The following is a 16,099-nucleotide window of genomic DNA, read 5'->3' on the forward strand; positions in this document are numbered from 1 at the left end:
GGCCCATAAACTGTTATCTTCGATATTCCTTTTCGTCAGCTGTGCGATCGCACAGGTTTTTATACAAGGACAGGGTGCATGGAACAGATTATTTCGCCGGCAGACGCGCTGCCGGGACGCCGCGAGGCGATGGTGATTGGCCAGCAGCATGCGGTCAATGGTCACCCGACTCAGGGACCCTGGCCTGAAGGGATGGCGGTGGCCTGGTTCGGCATGGGCTGCTTCTGGGGGGTGGAACGCCTGTTCTGGCAGCAGCCCGGGGTCTACTCCACCGCCGCCGGCTATCAGGGCGGGGTGACCCAGAATCCCACCTACAAGGAGGTGTGCAGCGGATTGACCGGCCATGCCGAGACGGTGCAGGTGGTGTTTGATCCCAAGGTGATCAGCTACGGCGACCTGCTCAAGCTGTTCTGGGAGCAGCACGATCCAGCCCAGGGCATGCGCCAGGGCGGTGACATCGGCACCCAGTACCGCTCCGTCATCTTCTTCGGGGACGACACCCAGGAGGCGATTGCCCAGCAGAGTCTGGCCGCCTACCAGCAGGCGATGACGGCCAGCGGTGACGGGCGCACCATCACCACCCGCATTCTGCCGCTGGTGCCCTTCTATTACGCCGAGGATTACCATCAGCAATATCTGGAGAAGAATCCGGACGGATATTGCGGCCTGGGGGGCATCGGCGTCTGCCTGCCACCGAGCCTCAACAGCTAGGTGAAGATGACGGGTATCTGTGACTTGTCATTGATTGTGAAAAGAAAAAGGCCGCGTTTGCGGCCTTTTTATCGGGTTTTGTCAGGAGAGTGAAAAAAATCATAAAAAAATGTGTCATGAGCGGGAACTAAATTGAACCCGCTTTGCCTAACCTAGTAGCCACCATGGATGGCGGCTAAGACCAGACACATTTCTTGCCTCGAAAATTCATAAAAGTCATTGAAAAGCTTGATGAGTTGAAATGATAGCAAGCAGGGCTGCCCGTTGAAGGCGGCCCTTTTCATGTTTGCGGTGCGGAAAATTTGCGAGGGTGTGGCGAACTTGGCGTTCGCCATTGTGATCAGCTGATGGCGCCGTCAAACAGGTTCTTGATAAGATCGATGAACTCTTCGAGGAAGGCTTTCTGCTCCGGGGTCGGGGCGCGCAGCCAGACGGCGGAGAGCACCTCTTCCAGATCGGCCACCACCGCATCGGCTTCCTGCATGATCACGAAGCGCAATTTGGGATCGAGCTGCGGGTTCTGCTCGCAGATGGCCATCAGGTTGCTGGCCACCCGGCCGCTCACCAGATCTTCGATGGTCTGTTCACCACTGCTCTGTTGCTGGGTTTCAAACAGTCCCAGACTCTCCACCAGATACTCAATCAGGGCGATATAGCCTTCGCTTTCTACAACCATGGCGGCCTCAATCCTCAACAATACGAAAAAACTGTGCGTATTTTAGTGGCTGGACCTAGCTTGGCAAGCGGCAGTGCAGGCGATAACGGATAAAACTGACCCCGCCGCGCTCCACGTTCTCCAATCCGGTCAGCTCAAAGCCATACCGTAAAAATAGCCCATAGCTGAAGACGCTGGCTTCCGTTGTCAGCTGTGTGAGTCCGAGTCGTTTTGCCTCGGCGAGGGCCGCAGCCAGCAGCAGGCCGCCATAGCCCCGGCGCGGGTGATCGGCGCTCACATAGAGCAGGCTGAGGTGGCCATCCTGACTCAGGGTGACGAAACCGAGTGGCTCGCCGCCTTGCTCCAGCACCCAGCCATGGTGCTCGCGCAGCTGGCCGGCAAAGCCGGGATGATGGGCGCCGAGGGCCCACTGCTCCACCTGCTCCGGGCTGTAGTGCTGGGGGCCAATCCTTCGTACCGACTGCTCGAACAGGGCGCAAAGGGCGGGGATGTGCTGCTCGTTCAGCTGAACGAGCCTGGGCTCTGCTGCCATGGCGGGGCTCATCGCTGCGGTGCCTGCGGGCGCTTGGCCTTGGGCAGACCGGCCACCACCCGCTCGTAGGAGTGATGCACCCAGCCCTGCCAGAGATCGTCGGCCAGGCCGTTGCTGAAGGTGACCGTGTTCCAGTGCTGCTTGTTCATGTGCCAGCCCGGTTTGACCTCGGGGTGGAGTTCGCGCAGCAGCAGGGCCAGCTCGGGTTCGCACTTGAGGTTCAGCCGCAGCGGCTCGGCCTGCCAGTCCAGCAGGGCAAACATCTTGCCGGCGATGCGATAGACCAGGATCTCTGGGCCGAAGGGGGTATCCTCCTGAGCGCCCGGCAGGGTCAGCAGAAAGGATCTCAAACGGGTCAATTCCATGGTCATGTTCCTCGCCGCTTGCGGTGCAAACGTATTAGTCGGGTGAAAAAATCTGCTAAGATGCGCGTCTACTATACCCCAATGCCGTCGATGAGGGAGTCGCAAGATGCTGTATCACAAGACCTTCGAGCTGGGTCCCGAGCGGGATTGGGTAGTATTCGTGCACGGGGCGGGCGGCAGCTCCTCCATCTGGTTCAAGCAGCTGCGCGCCTATCGCGAACACTTCAACGTGCTGTTGCTGGACCTGCGTGGTCACGGTCAGTCCCACAAGCTGCAGCAGGTGATCAAGGGCCACTACAGCTTTCGGGCGGTGACCGAGGATATCCTGCAACTGCTCGATCACCTCAACATTCGCCGCGCCCACTTCGTCGGCATCTCCCTTGGCACCATCCTCATTCGCCATCTGGCGGAGCTTTGTCCCGAGCGGGTCAAGAGCATGGTGCTGGGCGGCGCCATTTTGCGGCTCGACATCCGCTCACGGGTGCTGGTGCAGCTCGGCCGCCTCGGCCAGCATATCCTGCCTTACATGTGGCTCTACCGGCTATTTGCCTTCATCATCATGCCGCGCCAGCACCATCAGGAGTCGCGCAACCTGTTCGTGCGCGAGGCGCGCAAATTGTGCCAAAAAGAGTTCAAGCGCTGGTTTCGTCTCGCCACCGAGGTGAACCCCCTGATGCGCTACTTCAAGGAGCGGGCCCTGCCCATTCCGACCCTCTATGTGATGGGGGAGGAAGATCACATGTTCCTGGCGCCGGTGCGCGAACAGGTGGCGCGCGATCCCTACAGCCGGCTCGAGATCATCGACGGCTGCGGCCACGTCTGCAACGTGGAGCAGCCCGAGCACTTCAACCGCCAGTCGCTGGCCTTTCTCACCGCCCAGCCCGGCTGAGCTGGCGCCAGCCGCCGATTTGATGCGGCCCTGGTGGCTTGAGCCTGCGAGGTCATGTCAGGTTTTGGCCGGCAATCGCCGGGTGCTAGTCCACTACTACCCGGCCGGCTGAGCCCTTGGTTACCCTGTGACTCCCATCACCAAGGAGTCCCTATGATCAAACTCGTTCACAGCATGATCCGGGTTCGCGACCTGGATAGATCCGTGCGTTTCTACCGCGAGGCCCTCGAGCTGGCGGTGCGGGATCACTTCCCCTTCGACGGTTTTTCCCTTACCTACCTCGCCAATGACCAGAGTGGTTTCGAACTCGAATTGACTCACAACCAGGGCCAGGCCGAGCCCTACCGCCACGGCAACGGCTATGGCCATCTGGCGGTGACGGTGGAAGACATCGAGGCGGCGCATCAGCGCCTGACGGCGCTGGGTCTGGCCCCTGCGCCGGTCAAGGCGATGCACCATGGGGGCACCCTGCTGGCCCGGCTGTTCTTTTTGACTGACCCCGACGGTTATCAGATCGAGTTCATCGAGCGGGCCGGCCGTTTCGCCTGAGCTTGAAGCGTGGAATAGGAAGGGGCCGCAGCCTGGTGCTGCGGCCCTTTTTTCATAAGGGAGCTGCGTCCCTCAGGCGGCGACGTTCTGCTCCTGTCTCGTTTCCAGATGGACCAGGCAGGAGCAGCGCAGCAGGGAGGCAAAGTTGCTCATCTCCATGCCGTTGCCGAGCGCCTCCTGATAGAGCTCGGAGAGAAACAGCCCCATGGAGCGCCCCTGGGCCTGACAGAGCTGCTCCAGGATGGTCCAGAATTTGTTTTCCAGCCGGATGCTGGTGCTGTGGCCGCAGATCCGCACCGAGCGGGTAGTGCAGGCGTAGTGAGTGGGATCCTGGCCGGAGAAGACGGTGCACATGGGCTGGTCCTGAGCGGTAAAGGGGAGGGCCATGGTAGGCAACTCTGCCGCCTGGGTCAAAAAAGCCCCCCGTTTGGGCCTAGGATGACCGCCATCCCCCGTCAGCCGAAGTAGTGAGCGATATCGAGGTAGCGCTGGCGGATGTGCTCGATCAGCAGCCTTATCTTGCGCGGCGGCTGGCGGGTGAAGGGGTAGACGGCGTAGATGCCGAGCTTCTTGCCCACCCGGTCCGGAAACAAGTCCACCAGATCCCCGTTCATCAGGTCGTGATAGACGAGGCAGCGCGGCACATAGACGATGCCGCGCCCCCCCAGCGCCGCCTTGCGCAGGGCCCCCGCGTTGTCGGTGCAAAAGCTCCCCGACACCGACAGCAGATAGTCCCCCTGTTCCCCCTTGAAGGCCCACTCCGAGGCCCCTGTGCTCTGGTAGGCGTAGCGCAGGCAGTTGTGGGTGAGCAAGTCTGACGGCTCGCGCGGCGCCCCGAAGCGGCGCACGTAGGCGGGGGCGGCGCAGATCACCCACTGGGAGTCGAGGATGTGGCGGGCAATCAGGCTCGAATCATCCAGATAGCCGGTGCGAATGACCAGATCGAACCCCTCTTCCACCAGATTGACGAAGCGGTTGTCCAGCGACATCTCCACCGTGAGCCCGGGGTGCTGCTGGCAAAAATCGGCCACGGCGTCGGCCAGCAGCAGCTCCCCCGAAATGGTGGGCACCGACATCCGCACATGACCGCTCACCTTTTCACCGAATCCTGCCACCGCATCGAAGGCGTCCAGTGCGGCGGCCTTCACATTTTTGGCACCCTGATAGAGCTCCTTGCCCGCCTCGCTCAGGGTGAGCCGGCGGGTGGTGCGATAGAGCAGCTGCACCCCGAGCTCCTCTTCAAGACGCCCGATACGCTTGCTAACCACTGAATTTGTCAGGGAATTTTGCTCGGCCACCTTGCTGAAGGAGCCGGCCTCCACCACCTGGGCGAAGAGAATGAGGTCGTCGGTACTGGCCATATTGATCGATTTTTGGAACGAATGTTGTTCATTATTTCCATATATCGCGAAAAAAGAACAGGGTAAGGTCACGTCCGCTTAACAAAACAACAACAAGGTGCGCCTCTGCACCGCTCGGACAAGGACGCAATGATGACAGATACCCTGTTGGCCCTGGTGGCCTTCTCGCCGATCGTGGTGGCCGCCGTGCTGCTGGTCGGCCTCAACTGGCCCGCCAAGCGCGCCATGCCCATCGCCTTTATCCTGACCGTATTCATCGCCCTGTGGGGCTGGCAGATGAGCCCGACCCGGGTGCTCGCCTCCAGCCTGCAGGGGCTCATCATCACGGTGACCGTGCTCTGGATCGTGTTCGGCGCCATCCTGATGCTCAACACCCTGAAACACACCGGCGCCATCAGCGCCATTCGCGGCGGTTTCACCAACATCTCGCCGGACCGGCGCATCCAGGCCATCATCATCGCCTGGTGCTTCGGCGCCTTTATCGAAGGGGCCTCCGGTTTTGGCACCCCGGCCGCCATCGCGGCACCCCTGCTGGTGGCCATCGGCTTTCCGGCGCTGGCCGCGGTGCTGCTCGGCATGATGATCCAGTCCACCCCGGTGTCGTTCGGTGCGGTGGGGACCCCCATTCTGGTGGGGATCAACAAGGGGCTCGACAGCCAGGCCATCGGCCAGACCCTGAGCGCCGGCGGCAGCAGCTGGGAGGTCTACCTGCAGCAGGTGACCACCAACGTGGCCCTCATTCACGCCGTGGTCGGCACCCTGATGCCGGTGCTGATGGTGATGATGCTGACCCGCTTCTTCGGCCGCCACCGCAGCTGGACCGAGGGGCTCGCCATCCTGCCATTCGCGATTTTCGCCGGGCTCGCCTTCACCGTGCCCTATGCCCTCACCGGCATGCTGCTTGGCCCCGAGTTCCCGTCCCTCATCGGTGGCCTGGTGGGGCTGGCCCTGGTGGTGACGGCGGCGCGGGCCGGTTTTCTGGTGCCAAAAACCAGCTGGGATTTCGCCCCCGAGCAGGAGTGGCCCGCCGAGTGGTTGGGCTCCCTCAAGCTCGATCTCAAAGAGGCCGTCGCCCGCCCCATGTCGCTGCTGCTGGCCTGGCTACCCTATGTGGTGCTGGCCCTCTTGCTGGTGGCCAGCCGAGTGAGCCCGGCATTCAAGGCCAGCCTCCTGTCGGTGAGCCTCGCCTTCACAGACCTCTTGGGGGAGAAGGGGGTCAGCGCCTCCATTGAGCCGCTCTACCTGCCGGGGGGGCTGCTGGTGCTCTGCGCCCTGCTCGCCACCTTGCTGCAATCGCGCTCCCTCGCCCCCTTCGGGCGGGCGCTGGGGGAGTCCAGCCGCACCCTGATCGGCGCCGGCTTCGTGCTGATCTTCACCGTGCCCATGGTGCGCATCTTCATCAACTCCGGCGTCAACGGGGCGGATCTCGCCAGCATGCCGGTGACCACGGCCAATTTTGCCGCCGGGCTGGTGGGGGAGTTCTTCCCGGCCCTGAGCGCCACTATCGGCGCGCTGGGGGCCTTTATCGCCGGCTCCAACACGGTGTCGAACATGATGTTCAGCCAGTTCCAGTTTGAAGTGGCGCAGACCCTGGGGGTCTCCACCGCCGCCATGCTGGCGCTGCAGGCAGTGGGGGCGGCGGCCGGCAACATGATTGCCATTCACAACGTGGTGGCGGCGTCGGCCACCGTGGGGCTGCTCGGCCGTGAGGGGGCGACGCTGCGCAAAACCGCGCTGCCGACCCTCTACTACCTGCTGGCCACCGGTCTTATCGGGCTGGTGCTCATGTACAGCTTCCACATCTCGGATGTCCTGCTGCAGTTGAAGTAAAGGAGAGCAAGTGATGAAGGTAATGCGGGTCTATCCGGCCAAGCCGGCCGATGTCTATCTCTACGCCACCTGTCTGGTGGACCTGTTCGACCCGGTGGCGGGGCTCGATGCCATCGCCCTGCTCGAGCGGGAAGGGATAAGGGTGCACTTTGTCGAGAAACAGACCTGCTGCGGGCAGCCGGCCTACACCTCGGGCCATGAAGAGGAGGCGCGCCAGGTGGCGCAAAGCCAGATGGCACTCTTCCCCGAGCCCTGGCCGGTGGTAGTGCTGTCGGGCTCCTGCGGCGGCATGATGCACCATCACTACCGCCGCCTCTTTCCCGAAAGCCGCGAGGTGGCGGCGTTTTGCGAGCGGGTGTTCGAGCTCACTGAGTTTCTGGCCCAGGTCTGCCGGGTGCGCTGGCACGGGGTGGGGAGGGCGAACATCGTCATGCACACCTCCTGCTCGGCCCGGCGCGAGATGCAGGTACACAGCCGGGCCCGCGCCCTGCTGTGCCAGCTCGATGGGGTCACCTTGCATGAACAGGCCTACGAGAGCGAGTGCTGCGGCTTTGGCGGCACCTTCTCGGTGCGCCACCCCCACATCAGCCAGGCCATGGTCGAAGACAAGACCCGCCACCTGCTGGCCACCGGCGCGGACACCCTGGTGAGCGCCGACTGGGGGTGTCTCTTGAACATCAAGGGATCCCTGGCCTATCAGGGCAAGACACTGCCCGCCATGCACCTGGCCAGCTTCCTGCTCGCCCACAGCGAGCCGGTGGTTCAGTGCTTACAAGAGCCAAAACAGGAGGCCCATCATGAGTGAGCACGCCAAGTATTCGCCGCGCCGCTTCCATCCCCAGGCCGAGGCGGCCCTGGCCGACCCCGTGCTGCGCCAGAATTTTCGCGGCGCCATGGATTATCTGCGCGCCAAGCGCCGCGACGCCTTCGCAGACCCGGCCGAAGAAGAATCGGTGCGCGATGCGGCGGAGCAAATTCGCCAGCGTTGTCTCTCGCGCCTGCCCGATCTTTTGGTGCAGCTCGAAACCAACTGCGAGCGCAATGGCATCCGGGTGCACTGGGCCCAGACGCCGGCTGAGGCCAACGCCATCATCCTTCGCATCGCCCAGCAACATGGGGTGAGCAGCATCGTCAAGGGCAAGTCCATGGTGAGCGAGGAGGTAGGCTTCAACCACGAGATGGCGCGCCACGGCATCCGCTGCCTTGAGAGCGACATGGGGGAGTTTATCGTCCAGCTCGACGGCGACACCCCGTCCCACATCATCATGCCCGCCATCCACAAGAACAAGCAGGAGGTGAGCGACACCTTCGCCGGCAACCTGGCGGATTTCACCCCCACCACCGACGTGGACGCCCTGATCCAGACCGGGCGGCGGGCCTTGCGCGAAGAGTTTCGCCGCGCCGGCATGGGGCTCTCCGGCGTCAATTTCGCGGTGGCCGAAACCGGCAGCCTGTGTCTGGTGGAGAACGAGGGCAACGGGCGCATGTGCACTACTGTGCCGAAAGTGCACGTGGCCATCACCGGCATCGAGAAGGTGGTGGAGTTTTTATCCGATGTGCCGCCCCTTTACAGCGCCCTGACCCGCTCGGCCACCGGTCAGGCCATCACCACCTACTTCAACGTCATCAGCGGCCCGCGCCGGGCAGGGGAGCTGGACGGCCCGGACGAGGTACACCTGGTGCTGCTGGACAACGGCCGCAGCCAGGCTTACCGGGACGAAGAGCTGCGCAAGACCTTGCAGTGCATCCGCTGCGGCGCCTGCATGAACCACTGCCCGGTCTACACCCGCATCGGCGGCCACGCCTACGGCACCATCTACCCGGGGCCCATTGGCAAGATCATCTCCCCCCATCTGCTGGGGCTGGAAAGCACGAGCGATCTGGTGACCGCATCGAGTCTGTGCGGCGCCTGCGGCGAGGTGTGCCCGGTGCGCATCCCCATTCCCGACCTGTTGCAGCGCCTGCGCCGGGAGGCCAAACACGACGCTATGCCTGGCCACGCGCCGCTGGCGGGGCAGGGGGCGGCCAGGAGCCGGCTCGAGACGTTTGCCATGCAGGGCTTTGCCTTTGCCGCCACCCACCCGCGCCTCTATCACGCCGCGACCGGGGTGGCCGGTCGTCTGTGGGGCTTGATGCCCAAACACCTGGGCCCCTGGACCCAGTGCCGCGAGGCCCCCAAACCCGCCCCCCAGAGCCTGCACGCCCTGCTGCGCCAGAAGAAGAAGGAGTCCTGAGATGTCGAGCAAAGAGGCCATATTAAGTCGCCTGCGCGGCGCCGCCACCCCCCTTGCCCACGCCTCCCATGGCTGGCAGCCCTGGCGCGGGGAAGATGAACAGGCGCGGCGTGAGCGCTTTGTTGCCGGGATCAGCGCCAGCCATGCCGAGATCCTCACCGTCAAGGAGGAAACCCTGGCCCAGGATCTGGCCGCCTGGCTGGATGAAGAAGGCGTGACGAGTCTGGCTTGTGGCCAGGGGGGCCGCTGGCAGGCGGCGGTTGCGGCCGCCTGCGCTGGGCGATCTGTGTTGACCCCCTCTGGCGAGTTCGCAAGCTGGAAAGACGATCTGTTTGATGCCTGTCAGGCGGGCATTACCCACTGCGCGGGCGCCATTGCCGATACAGGCACCCTGGTGTTGCTGCCGGATAACGGTGAGCCACGCACCCTATCCCTGGTGCCCCCCTGCCATATCGCCCTGCTGGCGGCCTCCACCATCGCCGACAACCTGGCGGGGCTGGTGGCGGCCGGGCGCTGGCAGCAGGCCATGCCCACCAATCTGCTGCTGGTCTCCGGCCCCTCCAAGACCGCCGACATCCAGCAGACCCTGGCCTACGGCGCCCACGGCCCGAGCCGCCTGCTGGTGGTGCTGGTGGAGGATTGTTGATGCCCTGGAACCAGTTTGACGCCGCCGTGCTCTCGCGCATCCCGCCGGAGCGGCTGGTGAGCGACCCGGATCTTCGGCTGGCCCACGGCACGGACGCCAGCTTCTACCGCTTGGTGCCCGAGCGCATCGTGCGCCTCGACTCCCTCGATGAAGTGCGCTTTGTGCTGTCGGTGTGCCGCGAATTGGGCCTGCCGTGCACCTTTCGCGCCGCCGGTACCAGCCTCTCGGGCCAGGCCCTGAGCGATTCGGTGCTCATCACCCTGACCGACAGCTGGCGCGGCCACCGCATTCTGGACGAGGGCGCACGCATCGCCCTGCAACCCGGGGTGATCGGCGTCGATGCCAACCGCTATCTGGCGCCGCTGGGGCGCAAGATTGGGCCGGATCCCGCCTCCATCAACGCCTGCAAGCTTGGCGGCATCGCCGCCAACAACTCGAGCGGCATGTGCTGCGGCACCGCCCACAACAGCTACCACACATTGCACGCCATGACCCTGCTGCTGGCCGATGGCACCGTGCTGGACAGTGGCGATCCCCACAGCCGCGCCGCCTTTGCGGCTGTGCGCCCGGAGCTGCTCACGGGGCTCGCCGCCCTGCGTGCCGAGGTGTTGGCGAACGCCGAGCTTGTCGCAAAAATTCGCCACAAGTACCGGCTCAAGAACACCACCGGCTACGCCATCAATGCCCTGCTCGACCATGAGGACCCCATCGATATCCTCACCCACCTGATGATCGGCTCGGAGGGGACTCTCGGCTTTATCGCCGAGGTGGTGCTCGACACCGTGCCCGAATACCCCCACAAGGCCTCGGCCCTGCTGGTGTTTCGGGACGCCGAGCAGGCGTGTCTGGCCACCTCGCGCCTTAAAGCTGCGCCGGTGGCGGCGGTGGAGCTGATGGATGGACGATCCCTTCGCTCGGTGGCGGGCAAGCCCGGCCTGCCGGACTTTATCAAGACGCTGGACCTGGCTGCCTGCGCCCTGCTCGTCGAGGTGCATGGGGAATCGAAGGAAGAGCTGGCCGATCGCTGCGAGCAGGTGATGGCCATGGCCGCCGAGTTCGCTCAGGTCGCCTCTGTGCCTTTTACCGTCGACAGCGCCGGCCTCTGGGCCATTCGCAAGGGACTCTTCCCGGCGGTGGGGGCGGTGCGCACCACCGGCACCACCGTCATCATCGAGGATGTCGCCTTTCCCATCGAGCGCCTGGCCGAAGGGGTGGCGGGGCTGCAGCAACTGTTCGATCGCTTCGAATACGGTGAAGCCATCATCTTTGGCCACGCGCTGGAGGGGAACCTGCACTTCGTCTTTACCCAGGGCTTTGACGATCCGGCCCAGGTGGCCCGCTACGGCGCCTTTATGAATGCGGTGGCCGAGCTGGTCGCGGTGCGTTTTGGCGGGTCCCTCAAGGCCGAGCACGGCACCGGCCGCAACATGGCCCCCTATGTGGAGCTCGAATGGGGGCCGGAGGGGATGGCGCTGATGCGCCGCATCAAGGCGCTGCTGGACCCCGACGGCCTGCTCAATCCCGGCGTCATCATCAATGACGACCCCAAGGCCCACCTGGCCCACCTCAAGCCCATGCCGGCGAGCGATGCCATCGTGGATCCGTGCATCGAGTGCGGCTTTTGCGAGGCGGTTTGCCCCTCGCGTACCCTGTCGCTCTCACCGCGCCAGCGCATCGTGCTCTATCGCGAACTGGCCCGCCGTAATCGTGCCGATGAGCCCTCCAATCAGCTGAGCCGGCTGTTTGACTATCAGGGCATCGACACCTGCGCCGCCACCGGGCTCTGCGCCGATCGCTGCCCGGTGGGCATCAACACCGGAGCGCTCATCAAGAAGCTGCGCACTGACAAATATCAGCGCTTCGTGCCCATCGCCCGCTGGAGCGCCGATCACTTCGCCGGCGTCACCCGCACGGCTCGCGGGGCCCTCGGCCTCAAAAGGATTGCCGGCAAGCTGTTGGGAGACAAGGCGCTGGCCGGATTGGTGAACGGGGTTCGCCATCTGAGCGGCCAGCGCACACCGGCCTGGCTGCCGACCCTGCCGGGGCCAAGTCGCTACCAGTGGCCCCAAGGGGAGGGGAGCAATGACGGTTCGCGCGAGCGCTCCGTGGTTTATCTGCCGTCGTGCGCCAGCCGGGTATTCGGCCAGCAGGAGGAGGCCCCGTCACTGCCGGACGTGGTGCTATCCCTGCTCAATAAAGCGGGTTGCCGGGTGATAGTGCCGCAAGGCATCGAGGGGCTCTGCTGCGGCATGCCCTATGACAGCAAGGGGATGGTCGAGGTGGCTACCGCCAAGCGTACTGAGCTGGCGGCGGCGCTGTGGCAGGCAAGCGAGCAGGGGCGTTGGCCCGTGCTGCTCGACACCAGCCCCTGCGTGCAGCGGCTGCTCTCGGGGGCGCTTGGCAAGGACCTGCGGGTGTTCGAGCCCTCCGCCTTTGTGCTGGAACACCTGCTGCCCCACCTTGAGCTGACCCCTATCGATGAGACAGTGATGCTCCATATCACCTGCAGCAGCCGGCGCATGGGGCTGGGGGATAAGATGCTGGCGGTGGCCCGCGCCTGCGCCCGTGAGGTGATAATCCCTGAGCATATCCAGTGCTGCGGCTTTGCCGGCGACAAGGGGCTGATGACCCCGGAGCTTAACGCTGCCGCGCTCGCTAGCCTGCCCGCCCAGGTCCCCAGGGATTGCCGTCAGGGATTCAGCAACAGCCGTACCTGCGAGATGGGGCTCAGCCAGCACGCCGGCATTCCCTATCACAGCATCCTCTATCTGGTGGATCAGGCGGCACAATAAACAAAACCCCGGCAGAGTAAATTCTGTCGGGGTTGTTGGGGAAAGTTTTATGGTTTTAATTTTAACACACGCTCACAGCTGAATTTAAAAGTCAAAAAGTAAATGTATCTGAATACTGAGCTTTACTATGTTACTTATTATTGTTGAGTGTTCTATATGTTAGCTGGTAATGGTCCATTCTCTAGGTATTCCATTATCTCATCATTTTCTAGAATAGAACGATATAGTACAGAATCCCATGAGTTGATAGATTTTTCTTGTTCCATTTCCAAAAAAAGAGTTAAGGTCGTTCGAAAATTCTGCATGCCAGGTTGTCGGCAGTTATTTGCTCTCCGCAGGATACTTATATATCTTGTCTTAAAGTACTCTTTGAAGCGAGTTAGGAAGTCAATGCCCTCCAAGTGATGTTTCACTAATAATTGAAGTTCTTCAGGCAAATCCTCTTTAACAGAAACCTCTATTGATGGTGTGGCATATGGAGGAGTGAATTCTATCGAGAATAAAGGTCTGTCCACATCATCAAAATATGGGTGTATGTACCTCTTTTCCCCATCCTCAGTGATATACTCCGTTAGTTTTTCACCTTGACACCAGTCACACATTGGCGTCAGGTTAAGTAATAAAACTGACAATTCAGGAAATACATCTTTTGGGAGGTAATGGTCTAGAGTCCTGGGTCTTCCTGGTTCTCCACAGCTAGGGCAAACAACCAATCCATTATGCTTTCGCATAGCTTCCAGTTGATGGAATGGTAATTTTTCAAATGTAGGTTTGTATAGGCCAATAAGGGATTTCTTTCGCTGAATAGCCTCTTCTTCGGAGTCTGTATAGTGACTCAAGTTAAGAGGAGTTAGCATTGCGGGATTTCCGTGATGCTCTATAAAGTTTTGTGCTTGTGTTATCAGATCATTTTCAATCCTATTGTAGAAAGGTCTATGTTTTTGCCTTTCACTCAATACTCCCTTCAATATCTCGATAGAATTTTCTTCGGGAAGTTTTATTTTAGATACCATTGGACTTCCTTGAGTTGAGAAGCTTTATCAACATTTCTTCATTTAGCTCTTCTCCAAGCCTGTCAATTATATCCTGAGGGTCGTCGTAGATTTCCAGTTGTTCATTAATCCAGTTATCGAACGGTTTAGTGATGGAGTTATCGCCAAAAACATAAGATGAAATTCTCTGCATATCACCACCAAATGTTTCAAAGGGTGGGTGTTCGATTTCTATTTTATCATTTCGCTTTCGGTATACATGTACGCATTTAGCTGGAACCTCTCTTGTGATAGCTAAAGAGTGAGTGGCTAAAATAGCTTTAGAAGTAAAAGCTTTTAGAACTTTTTTGAGCAGGCAAATAAACTCTATTTCTAATGTTGGATGTAAAAAAAGCTCAGGTTCATCAATAACAACTAAACTATCCTTCCTTATTTGTCCGACCACATTCACTACAATATAACAGAATAATCTTTGGCCGGAACTTATTTCAACGGCTTTGTTTTCTTTAATGAAAATAGCACCGGATTCAAACTTAATGCATTCTTCTAAATGAATGTCCCATTCACTTGCCTTCTGAATTACACGACCATTTATTTTAAGGAGTTTATTATTTTCACCAAATAGGAATTCCGAGAAATCATTAATCTGATTGAGTAGAGAAAAATCATCAACTATTTCAAATGCAATGAAATCAAATTCAATTGCCGACATTAAGACTGATAATATAGTTTCGAATTTACATGTCCAGTTAGGCAACAAACCAAATTTAAAATCATCATGTAGAGACTTCAATATTGAAGATACTGAATCACTTGCCGGTAGATTTCTACTAATACCTATTCTCTTATTTCCACCTACATCCTCAATTATCCTGCGAAAACCAAAATATCTATAAGCATCTTTATCTTTCAAATTGGTCCCGGATAGATCAATAGTGAATTCTTCAAATGGGCTATAAGATATAAGAATTAATTTAGAAATGTTTGGATAATGATCAAAAGGTTCGTGCTGTAATTTATCAAGTGCAATCTTACTCCCTTGCTCTACACCTAACCAGTATTCAACTAAGGATTTTAATGTATATGATTTACCTATGCCATTTTCACCAATAAGAACATTAATATCATAAGGGAGAAGGTCAGAATTGAATTTGAAGTGTATTGGCTCAACCACACCATCTCGTCTTATACTGTTAAGCGTAAAGTCATTAATGTTTGAAACCTCTTCATTAAATAGCTTCCAGCCATCTTCATAAGCTTTCCTAGCTCCCGCTTCTCTGAGAGGTGATACGGAAAAGTCGTCATGCTCAATCAACTGGATAGCATTTTTATCTTTTAAAACATATTTTAAATAGCCAGCATCTCTTATAAGAACAAGGATATCTTTAGCTGCATCCATTCCTATCTTTGCAATAAGGATTTCATAAAAATCAATGTCACTTGGAACCGACACGTAATTCAGGTTTGGAATAGGGAAAAAACCATCCCATCCATTTTCACAAAGTTCGTTTAACTTTTTTGGTGAGTAATTGTCATTTTCGATCAATACTTTAAGGCTAAATTCTAAAAAACTATTACCATCAATGTATAAGATAGCATTGAGGGTAGTGCTTATCCCATAGTCATCCCAATTGTTGAATGAAAGAGATAGCATAGTGTCTTCAGATGGAAGTTTTGGTGGAATTGCTCGCCAATTACTTCCTTTATGATAAAAAACTTTCATGCTCAATTCCTTTTAAATAACGCGATAATACTATTTTGAGCGTATTATAATAACGGCACCTTAATAATCTGGAAATGCAACGTGCCGATAGCTATTCTTGATTTATTTGTGAGGCGGATCTGAAGGTTCGGTTTTATTTATATTCAAAGTGCTTGTGATAATGTACCTGTGTACAAAATAGTTAGTGTGGAGTTTTTAAGGTCTTTTCTGTTGAAGGGGAGTGTGATGATATAAAATAAAAGTGATTCGTTATGCAATAAACCTCAAGGAATCAAAAAAGGATTTATTATATAGCTGTATGATTTTTATATGTAATCTAATATGAGCTATTCTGTGTAAATATATAGCATTTTCCAATCTTTTAACTATCAATGCTTACTAGCACTTATATTGTCTCATAATAAAAAATAGCTACCGCACGGGGTTACAGCTCCCCGAGCGCTGCTTTTAACCAGATTGGACGTTGATCAAACATGGGCTGAGCTTGGTTGCCTTTGGGGCTATGAGGGCCGGATGAGTAGCCTATCAAAGGTCGACCGTTCCTGTTGAGTAAAAACACAGCGGATCCGTGGGATTTGAATGAAATCTTGATGGCGGTCAGATTTTGACGCGGAACGGTCGAGAGAAACGGGAGAGGGGAGATGGCTTCTCTTCTTGTTGCTGCACCGCCCGGTCAACCAAGTCATGTGTTATCTCTTGCTCATCAATGCCTTGTAACAGCTGGTTACAGATCTTGCGTCGACCGGCGAACCCTTCCTCCAGTAAATTCAGCGGCGATTGAATGCACCTCACATAGCAA

Annotated in this window: 15 protein-coding genes; 8 read left to right on the forward strand and 7 right to left on the reverse strand. The window is 58.1% G+C overall.

Features of this window, described 5'->3' with window-relative positions; translation table 11 throughout:
* Window positions 1-78 precede the first annotated feature (78 nt).
* Entirely contained in the window at window positions 79-711 is a 633-nt protein-coding gene (gene msrA / locus AACQ43_RS10765) for a peptide-methionine (S)-S-oxide reductase MsrA (protein WP_168967243.1), read from the forward strand.
* Between the two features lie 340 nt (window positions 712-1,051).
* Here msrA and AACQ43_RS10770 read toward each other — a convergent pair whose 3' ends face one another.
* The 3 genes from AACQ43_RS10770 to AACQ43_RS10780 are packed head-to-tail and all read right to left on the reverse strand — an operon-like array spanning window position 1,052 to window position 2,284.
* Complete coding sequence (locus AACQ43_RS10770) at window positions 1,052-1,387, reverse strand: DUF3802 family protein (RefSeq protein ID WP_024944925.1); 336 nt, start codon at window positions 1,385-1,387, stop codon at window positions 1,052-1,054.
* Window positions 1,388-1,442: 55 nt separating this feature from the next.
* Window positions 1,443-1,931 carry a GNAT family N-acetyltransferase gene (locus AACQ43_RS10775; RefSeq protein WP_076360958.1) on the reverse strand — a complete coding sequence of 163 codons (489 nt, stop codon included), beginning with the start codon at window positions 1,929-1,931 and terminating at the stop codon, window positions 1,443-1,445.
* Window positions 1,928-2,284: an MmcQ/YjbR family DNA-binding protein gene (locus tag AACQ43_RS10780; RefSeq protein WP_168967244.1), complete on the reverse strand. Its 357-nt coding sequence runs from the start codon at window positions 2,282-2,284 to the stop codon at window positions 1,928-1,930. The genes AACQ43_RS10775 and AACQ43_RS10780 overlap by 4 nt, the downstream gene beginning before the upstream one ends.
* Before the next feature lie 106 nt (window positions 2,285-2,390).
* On the opposite strand from AACQ43_RS10780, the gene AACQ43_RS10785 reads away from it, so the two are divergent.
* Together AACQ43_RS10785 and AACQ43_RS10790 are read left to right on the forward strand one after the other, a co-directional pair.
* On the forward strand, window positions 2,391-3,173 hold the full coding sequence (locus AACQ43_RS10785; RefSeq protein WP_168967245.1) for an alpha/beta fold hydrolase: 783 nt from the start codon (window positions 2,391-2,393) through the stop codon (window positions 3,171-3,173).
* A gap of 153 nt (window positions 3,174-3,326) precedes the next feature.
* Window positions 3,327-3,722, forward strand: a complete 396-nt coding sequence (locus tag AACQ43_RS10790; protein ID WP_168967246.1) for a VOC family protein — start codon at window positions 3,327-3,329, stop codon at window positions 3,720-3,722.
* Window positions 3,723-3,794: 72 nt separating this feature from the next.
* Here the strand turns inward: AACQ43_RS10790 and AACQ43_RS10795 are convergent, their stop codons facing one another.
* Window positions 3,795-4,109, reverse strand: a complete 315-nt coding sequence (locus AACQ43_RS10795) for a ribbon-helix-helix domain-containing protein (RefSeq protein WP_026080093.1) — start codon at window positions 4,107-4,109, stop codon at window positions 3,795-3,797.
* Window positions 4,110-4,177: 68 nt separating this feature from the next.
* The gene (locus AACQ43_RS10800; RefSeq protein ID WP_017778861.1) at window positions 4,178-5,155 is read right to left on the reverse strand and encodes a LysR family transcriptional regulator; all 978 of its coding nucleotides are present in this window, start codon (window positions 5,153-5,155) and stop codon (window positions 4,178-4,180) included.
* 60 nt (window positions 5,156-5,215) lie between these two features.
* Between AACQ43_RS10800 and AACQ43_RS10805 the strand changes: the two genes are divergently transcribed.
* The 5 genes from AACQ43_RS10805 to AACQ43_RS10825 are packed head-to-tail and all read left to right on the forward strand — an operon-like array spanning window position 5,216 to window position 12,585.
* Window positions 5,216-6,913, forward strand: a complete 1,698-nt coding sequence (locus AACQ43_RS10805; RefSeq protein WP_168967247.1) for an L-lactate permease — start codon at window positions 5,216-5,218, stop codon at window positions 6,911-6,913.
* Window positions 6,914-6,926: 13 nt separating this feature from the next.
* Window positions 6,927-7,718: a (Fe-S)-binding protein gene (locus AACQ43_RS10810; protein ID WP_211162545.1), complete on the forward strand. Its 792-nt coding sequence runs from the start codon at window positions 6,927-6,929 to the stop codon at window positions 7,716-7,718.
* Window positions 7,711-9,147: a LutB/LldF family L-lactate oxidation iron-sulfur protein gene (locus AACQ43_RS10815; RefSeq protein WP_168967248.1), complete on the forward strand. Its 1,437-nt coding sequence runs from the start codon at window positions 7,711-7,713 to the stop codon at window positions 9,145-9,147. The genes AACQ43_RS10810 and AACQ43_RS10815 overlap by 8 nt, the downstream gene beginning before the upstream one ends.
* 1 nt (window position 9,148) lies before the next feature.
* Window positions 9,149-9,793, forward strand: a complete 645-nt coding sequence (locus AACQ43_RS10820) for a LutC/YkgG family protein (protein WP_168967249.1) — start codon at window positions 9,149-9,151, stop codon at window positions 9,791-9,793.
* A complete protein-coding gene (locus AACQ43_RS10825; RefSeq protein WP_168967250.1) occupies window positions 9,793-12,585 on the forward strand; it encodes an FAD-binding and (Fe-S)-binding domain-containing protein in 2,793 nt (930 codons plus the stop codon). Before AACQ43_RS10820 ends, AACQ43_RS10825 begins: the two co-directional genes overlap by 1 nt.
* Before the next feature lie 152 nt (window positions 12,586-12,737).
* On the opposite strand, the gene AACQ43_RS10830 is transcribed toward AACQ43_RS10825, so the two are convergent.
* Window positions 12,738-13,598 (reverse strand): hypothetical protein, encoded by an 861-nt coding sequence (locus AACQ43_RS10830; RefSeq protein ID WP_168967251.1) that lies wholly within the window; start codon window positions 13,596-13,598, stop codon window positions 12,738-12,740.
* Window positions 13,588-15,300, reverse strand: a complete 1,713-nt coding sequence (locus tag AACQ43_RS10835; RefSeq protein ID WP_168967252.1) for an AAA family ATPase — start codon at window positions 15,298-15,300, stop codon at window positions 13,588-13,590. The genes AACQ43_RS10830 and AACQ43_RS10835 overlap by 11 nt, the downstream gene beginning before the upstream one ends.
* Window positions 15,301-16,099: the final 799 nt, after the last annotated feature.

The sequence above is a fragment of the Aeromonas sp. DNRA1 genome (genome assembly GCF_963888745.1).
Lineage (GTDB): Bacteria > Pseudomonadota > Gammaproteobacteria > Enterobacterales > Aeromonadaceae > Aeromonas > Aeromonas hydrophila.

What these genes read in the sequence shown, in the direction of transcription:
- msrA (WP_168967243.1), top strand. Translation starts at nt 79, where the DNA reads ATGGAACAGATTATTTCGCCGGCAGACGCGCTGCCGGGACGCCGCGAG.
- AACQ43_RS10770 (WP_024944925.1), bottom strand. Translation starts at nt 1,387, where the DNA reads ATGGTTGTAGAAAGCGAAGGCTATATCGCCCTGATTGAGTATCTGGTG.
- AACQ43_RS10775 (WP_076360958.1), bottom strand. Translation starts at nt 1,931, where the DNA reads ATGAGCCCCGCCATGGCAGCAGAGCCCAGGCTCGTTCAGCTGAACGAG.
- AACQ43_RS10780 (WP_168967244.1), bottom strand. Translation starts at nt 2,284, where the DNA reads ATGGAATTGACCCGTTTGAGATCCTTTCTGCTGACCCTGCCGGGCGCT.
- AACQ43_RS10785 (WP_168967245.1), top strand. Translation starts at nt 2,391, where the DNA reads ATGCTGTATCACAAGACCTTCGAGCTGGGTCCCGAGCGGGATTGGGTA.
- AACQ43_RS10790 (WP_168967246.1), top strand. Translation starts at nt 3,327, where the DNA reads ATGATCAAACTCGTTCACAGCATGATCCGGGTTCGCGACCTGGATAGA.
- AACQ43_RS10795 (WP_026080093.1), bottom strand. Translation starts at nt 4,109, where the DNA reads ATGGCCCTCCCCTTTACCGCTCAGGACCAGCCCATGTGCACCGTCTTC.
- AACQ43_RS10805 (WP_168967247.1), top strand. Translation starts at nt 5,216, where the DNA reads ATGACAGATACCCTGTTGGCCCTGGTGGCCTTCTCGCCGATCGTGGTG.
- AACQ43_RS10810 (WP_211162545.1), top strand. Translation starts at nt 6,927, where the DNA reads ATGAAGGTAATGCGGGTCTATCCGGCCAAGCCGGCCGATGTCTATCTC.
- AACQ43_RS10815 (WP_168967248.1), top strand. Translation starts at nt 7,711, where the DNA reads ATGAGTGAGCACGCCAAGTATTCGCCGCGCCGCTTCCATCCCCAGGCC.
- AACQ43_RS10820 (WP_168967249.1), top strand. Translation starts at nt 9,149, where the DNA reads ATGTCGAGCAAAGAGGCCATATTAAGTCGCCTGCGCGGCGCCGCCACC.
- AACQ43_RS10825 (WP_168967250.1), top strand. Translation starts at nt 9,793, where the DNA reads ATGCCCTGGAACCAGTTTGACGCCGCCGTGCTCTCGCGCATCCCGCCG.
- AACQ43_RS10830 (WP_168967251.1), bottom strand. Translation starts at nt 13,598, where the DNA reads ATGGTATCTAAAATAAAACTTCCCGAAGAAAATTCTATCGAGATATTG.
- AACQ43_RS10835 (WP_168967252.1), bottom strand. Translation starts at nt 15,300, where the DNA reads ATGAAAGTTTTTTATCATAAAGGAAGTAATTGGCGAGCAATTCCACCA.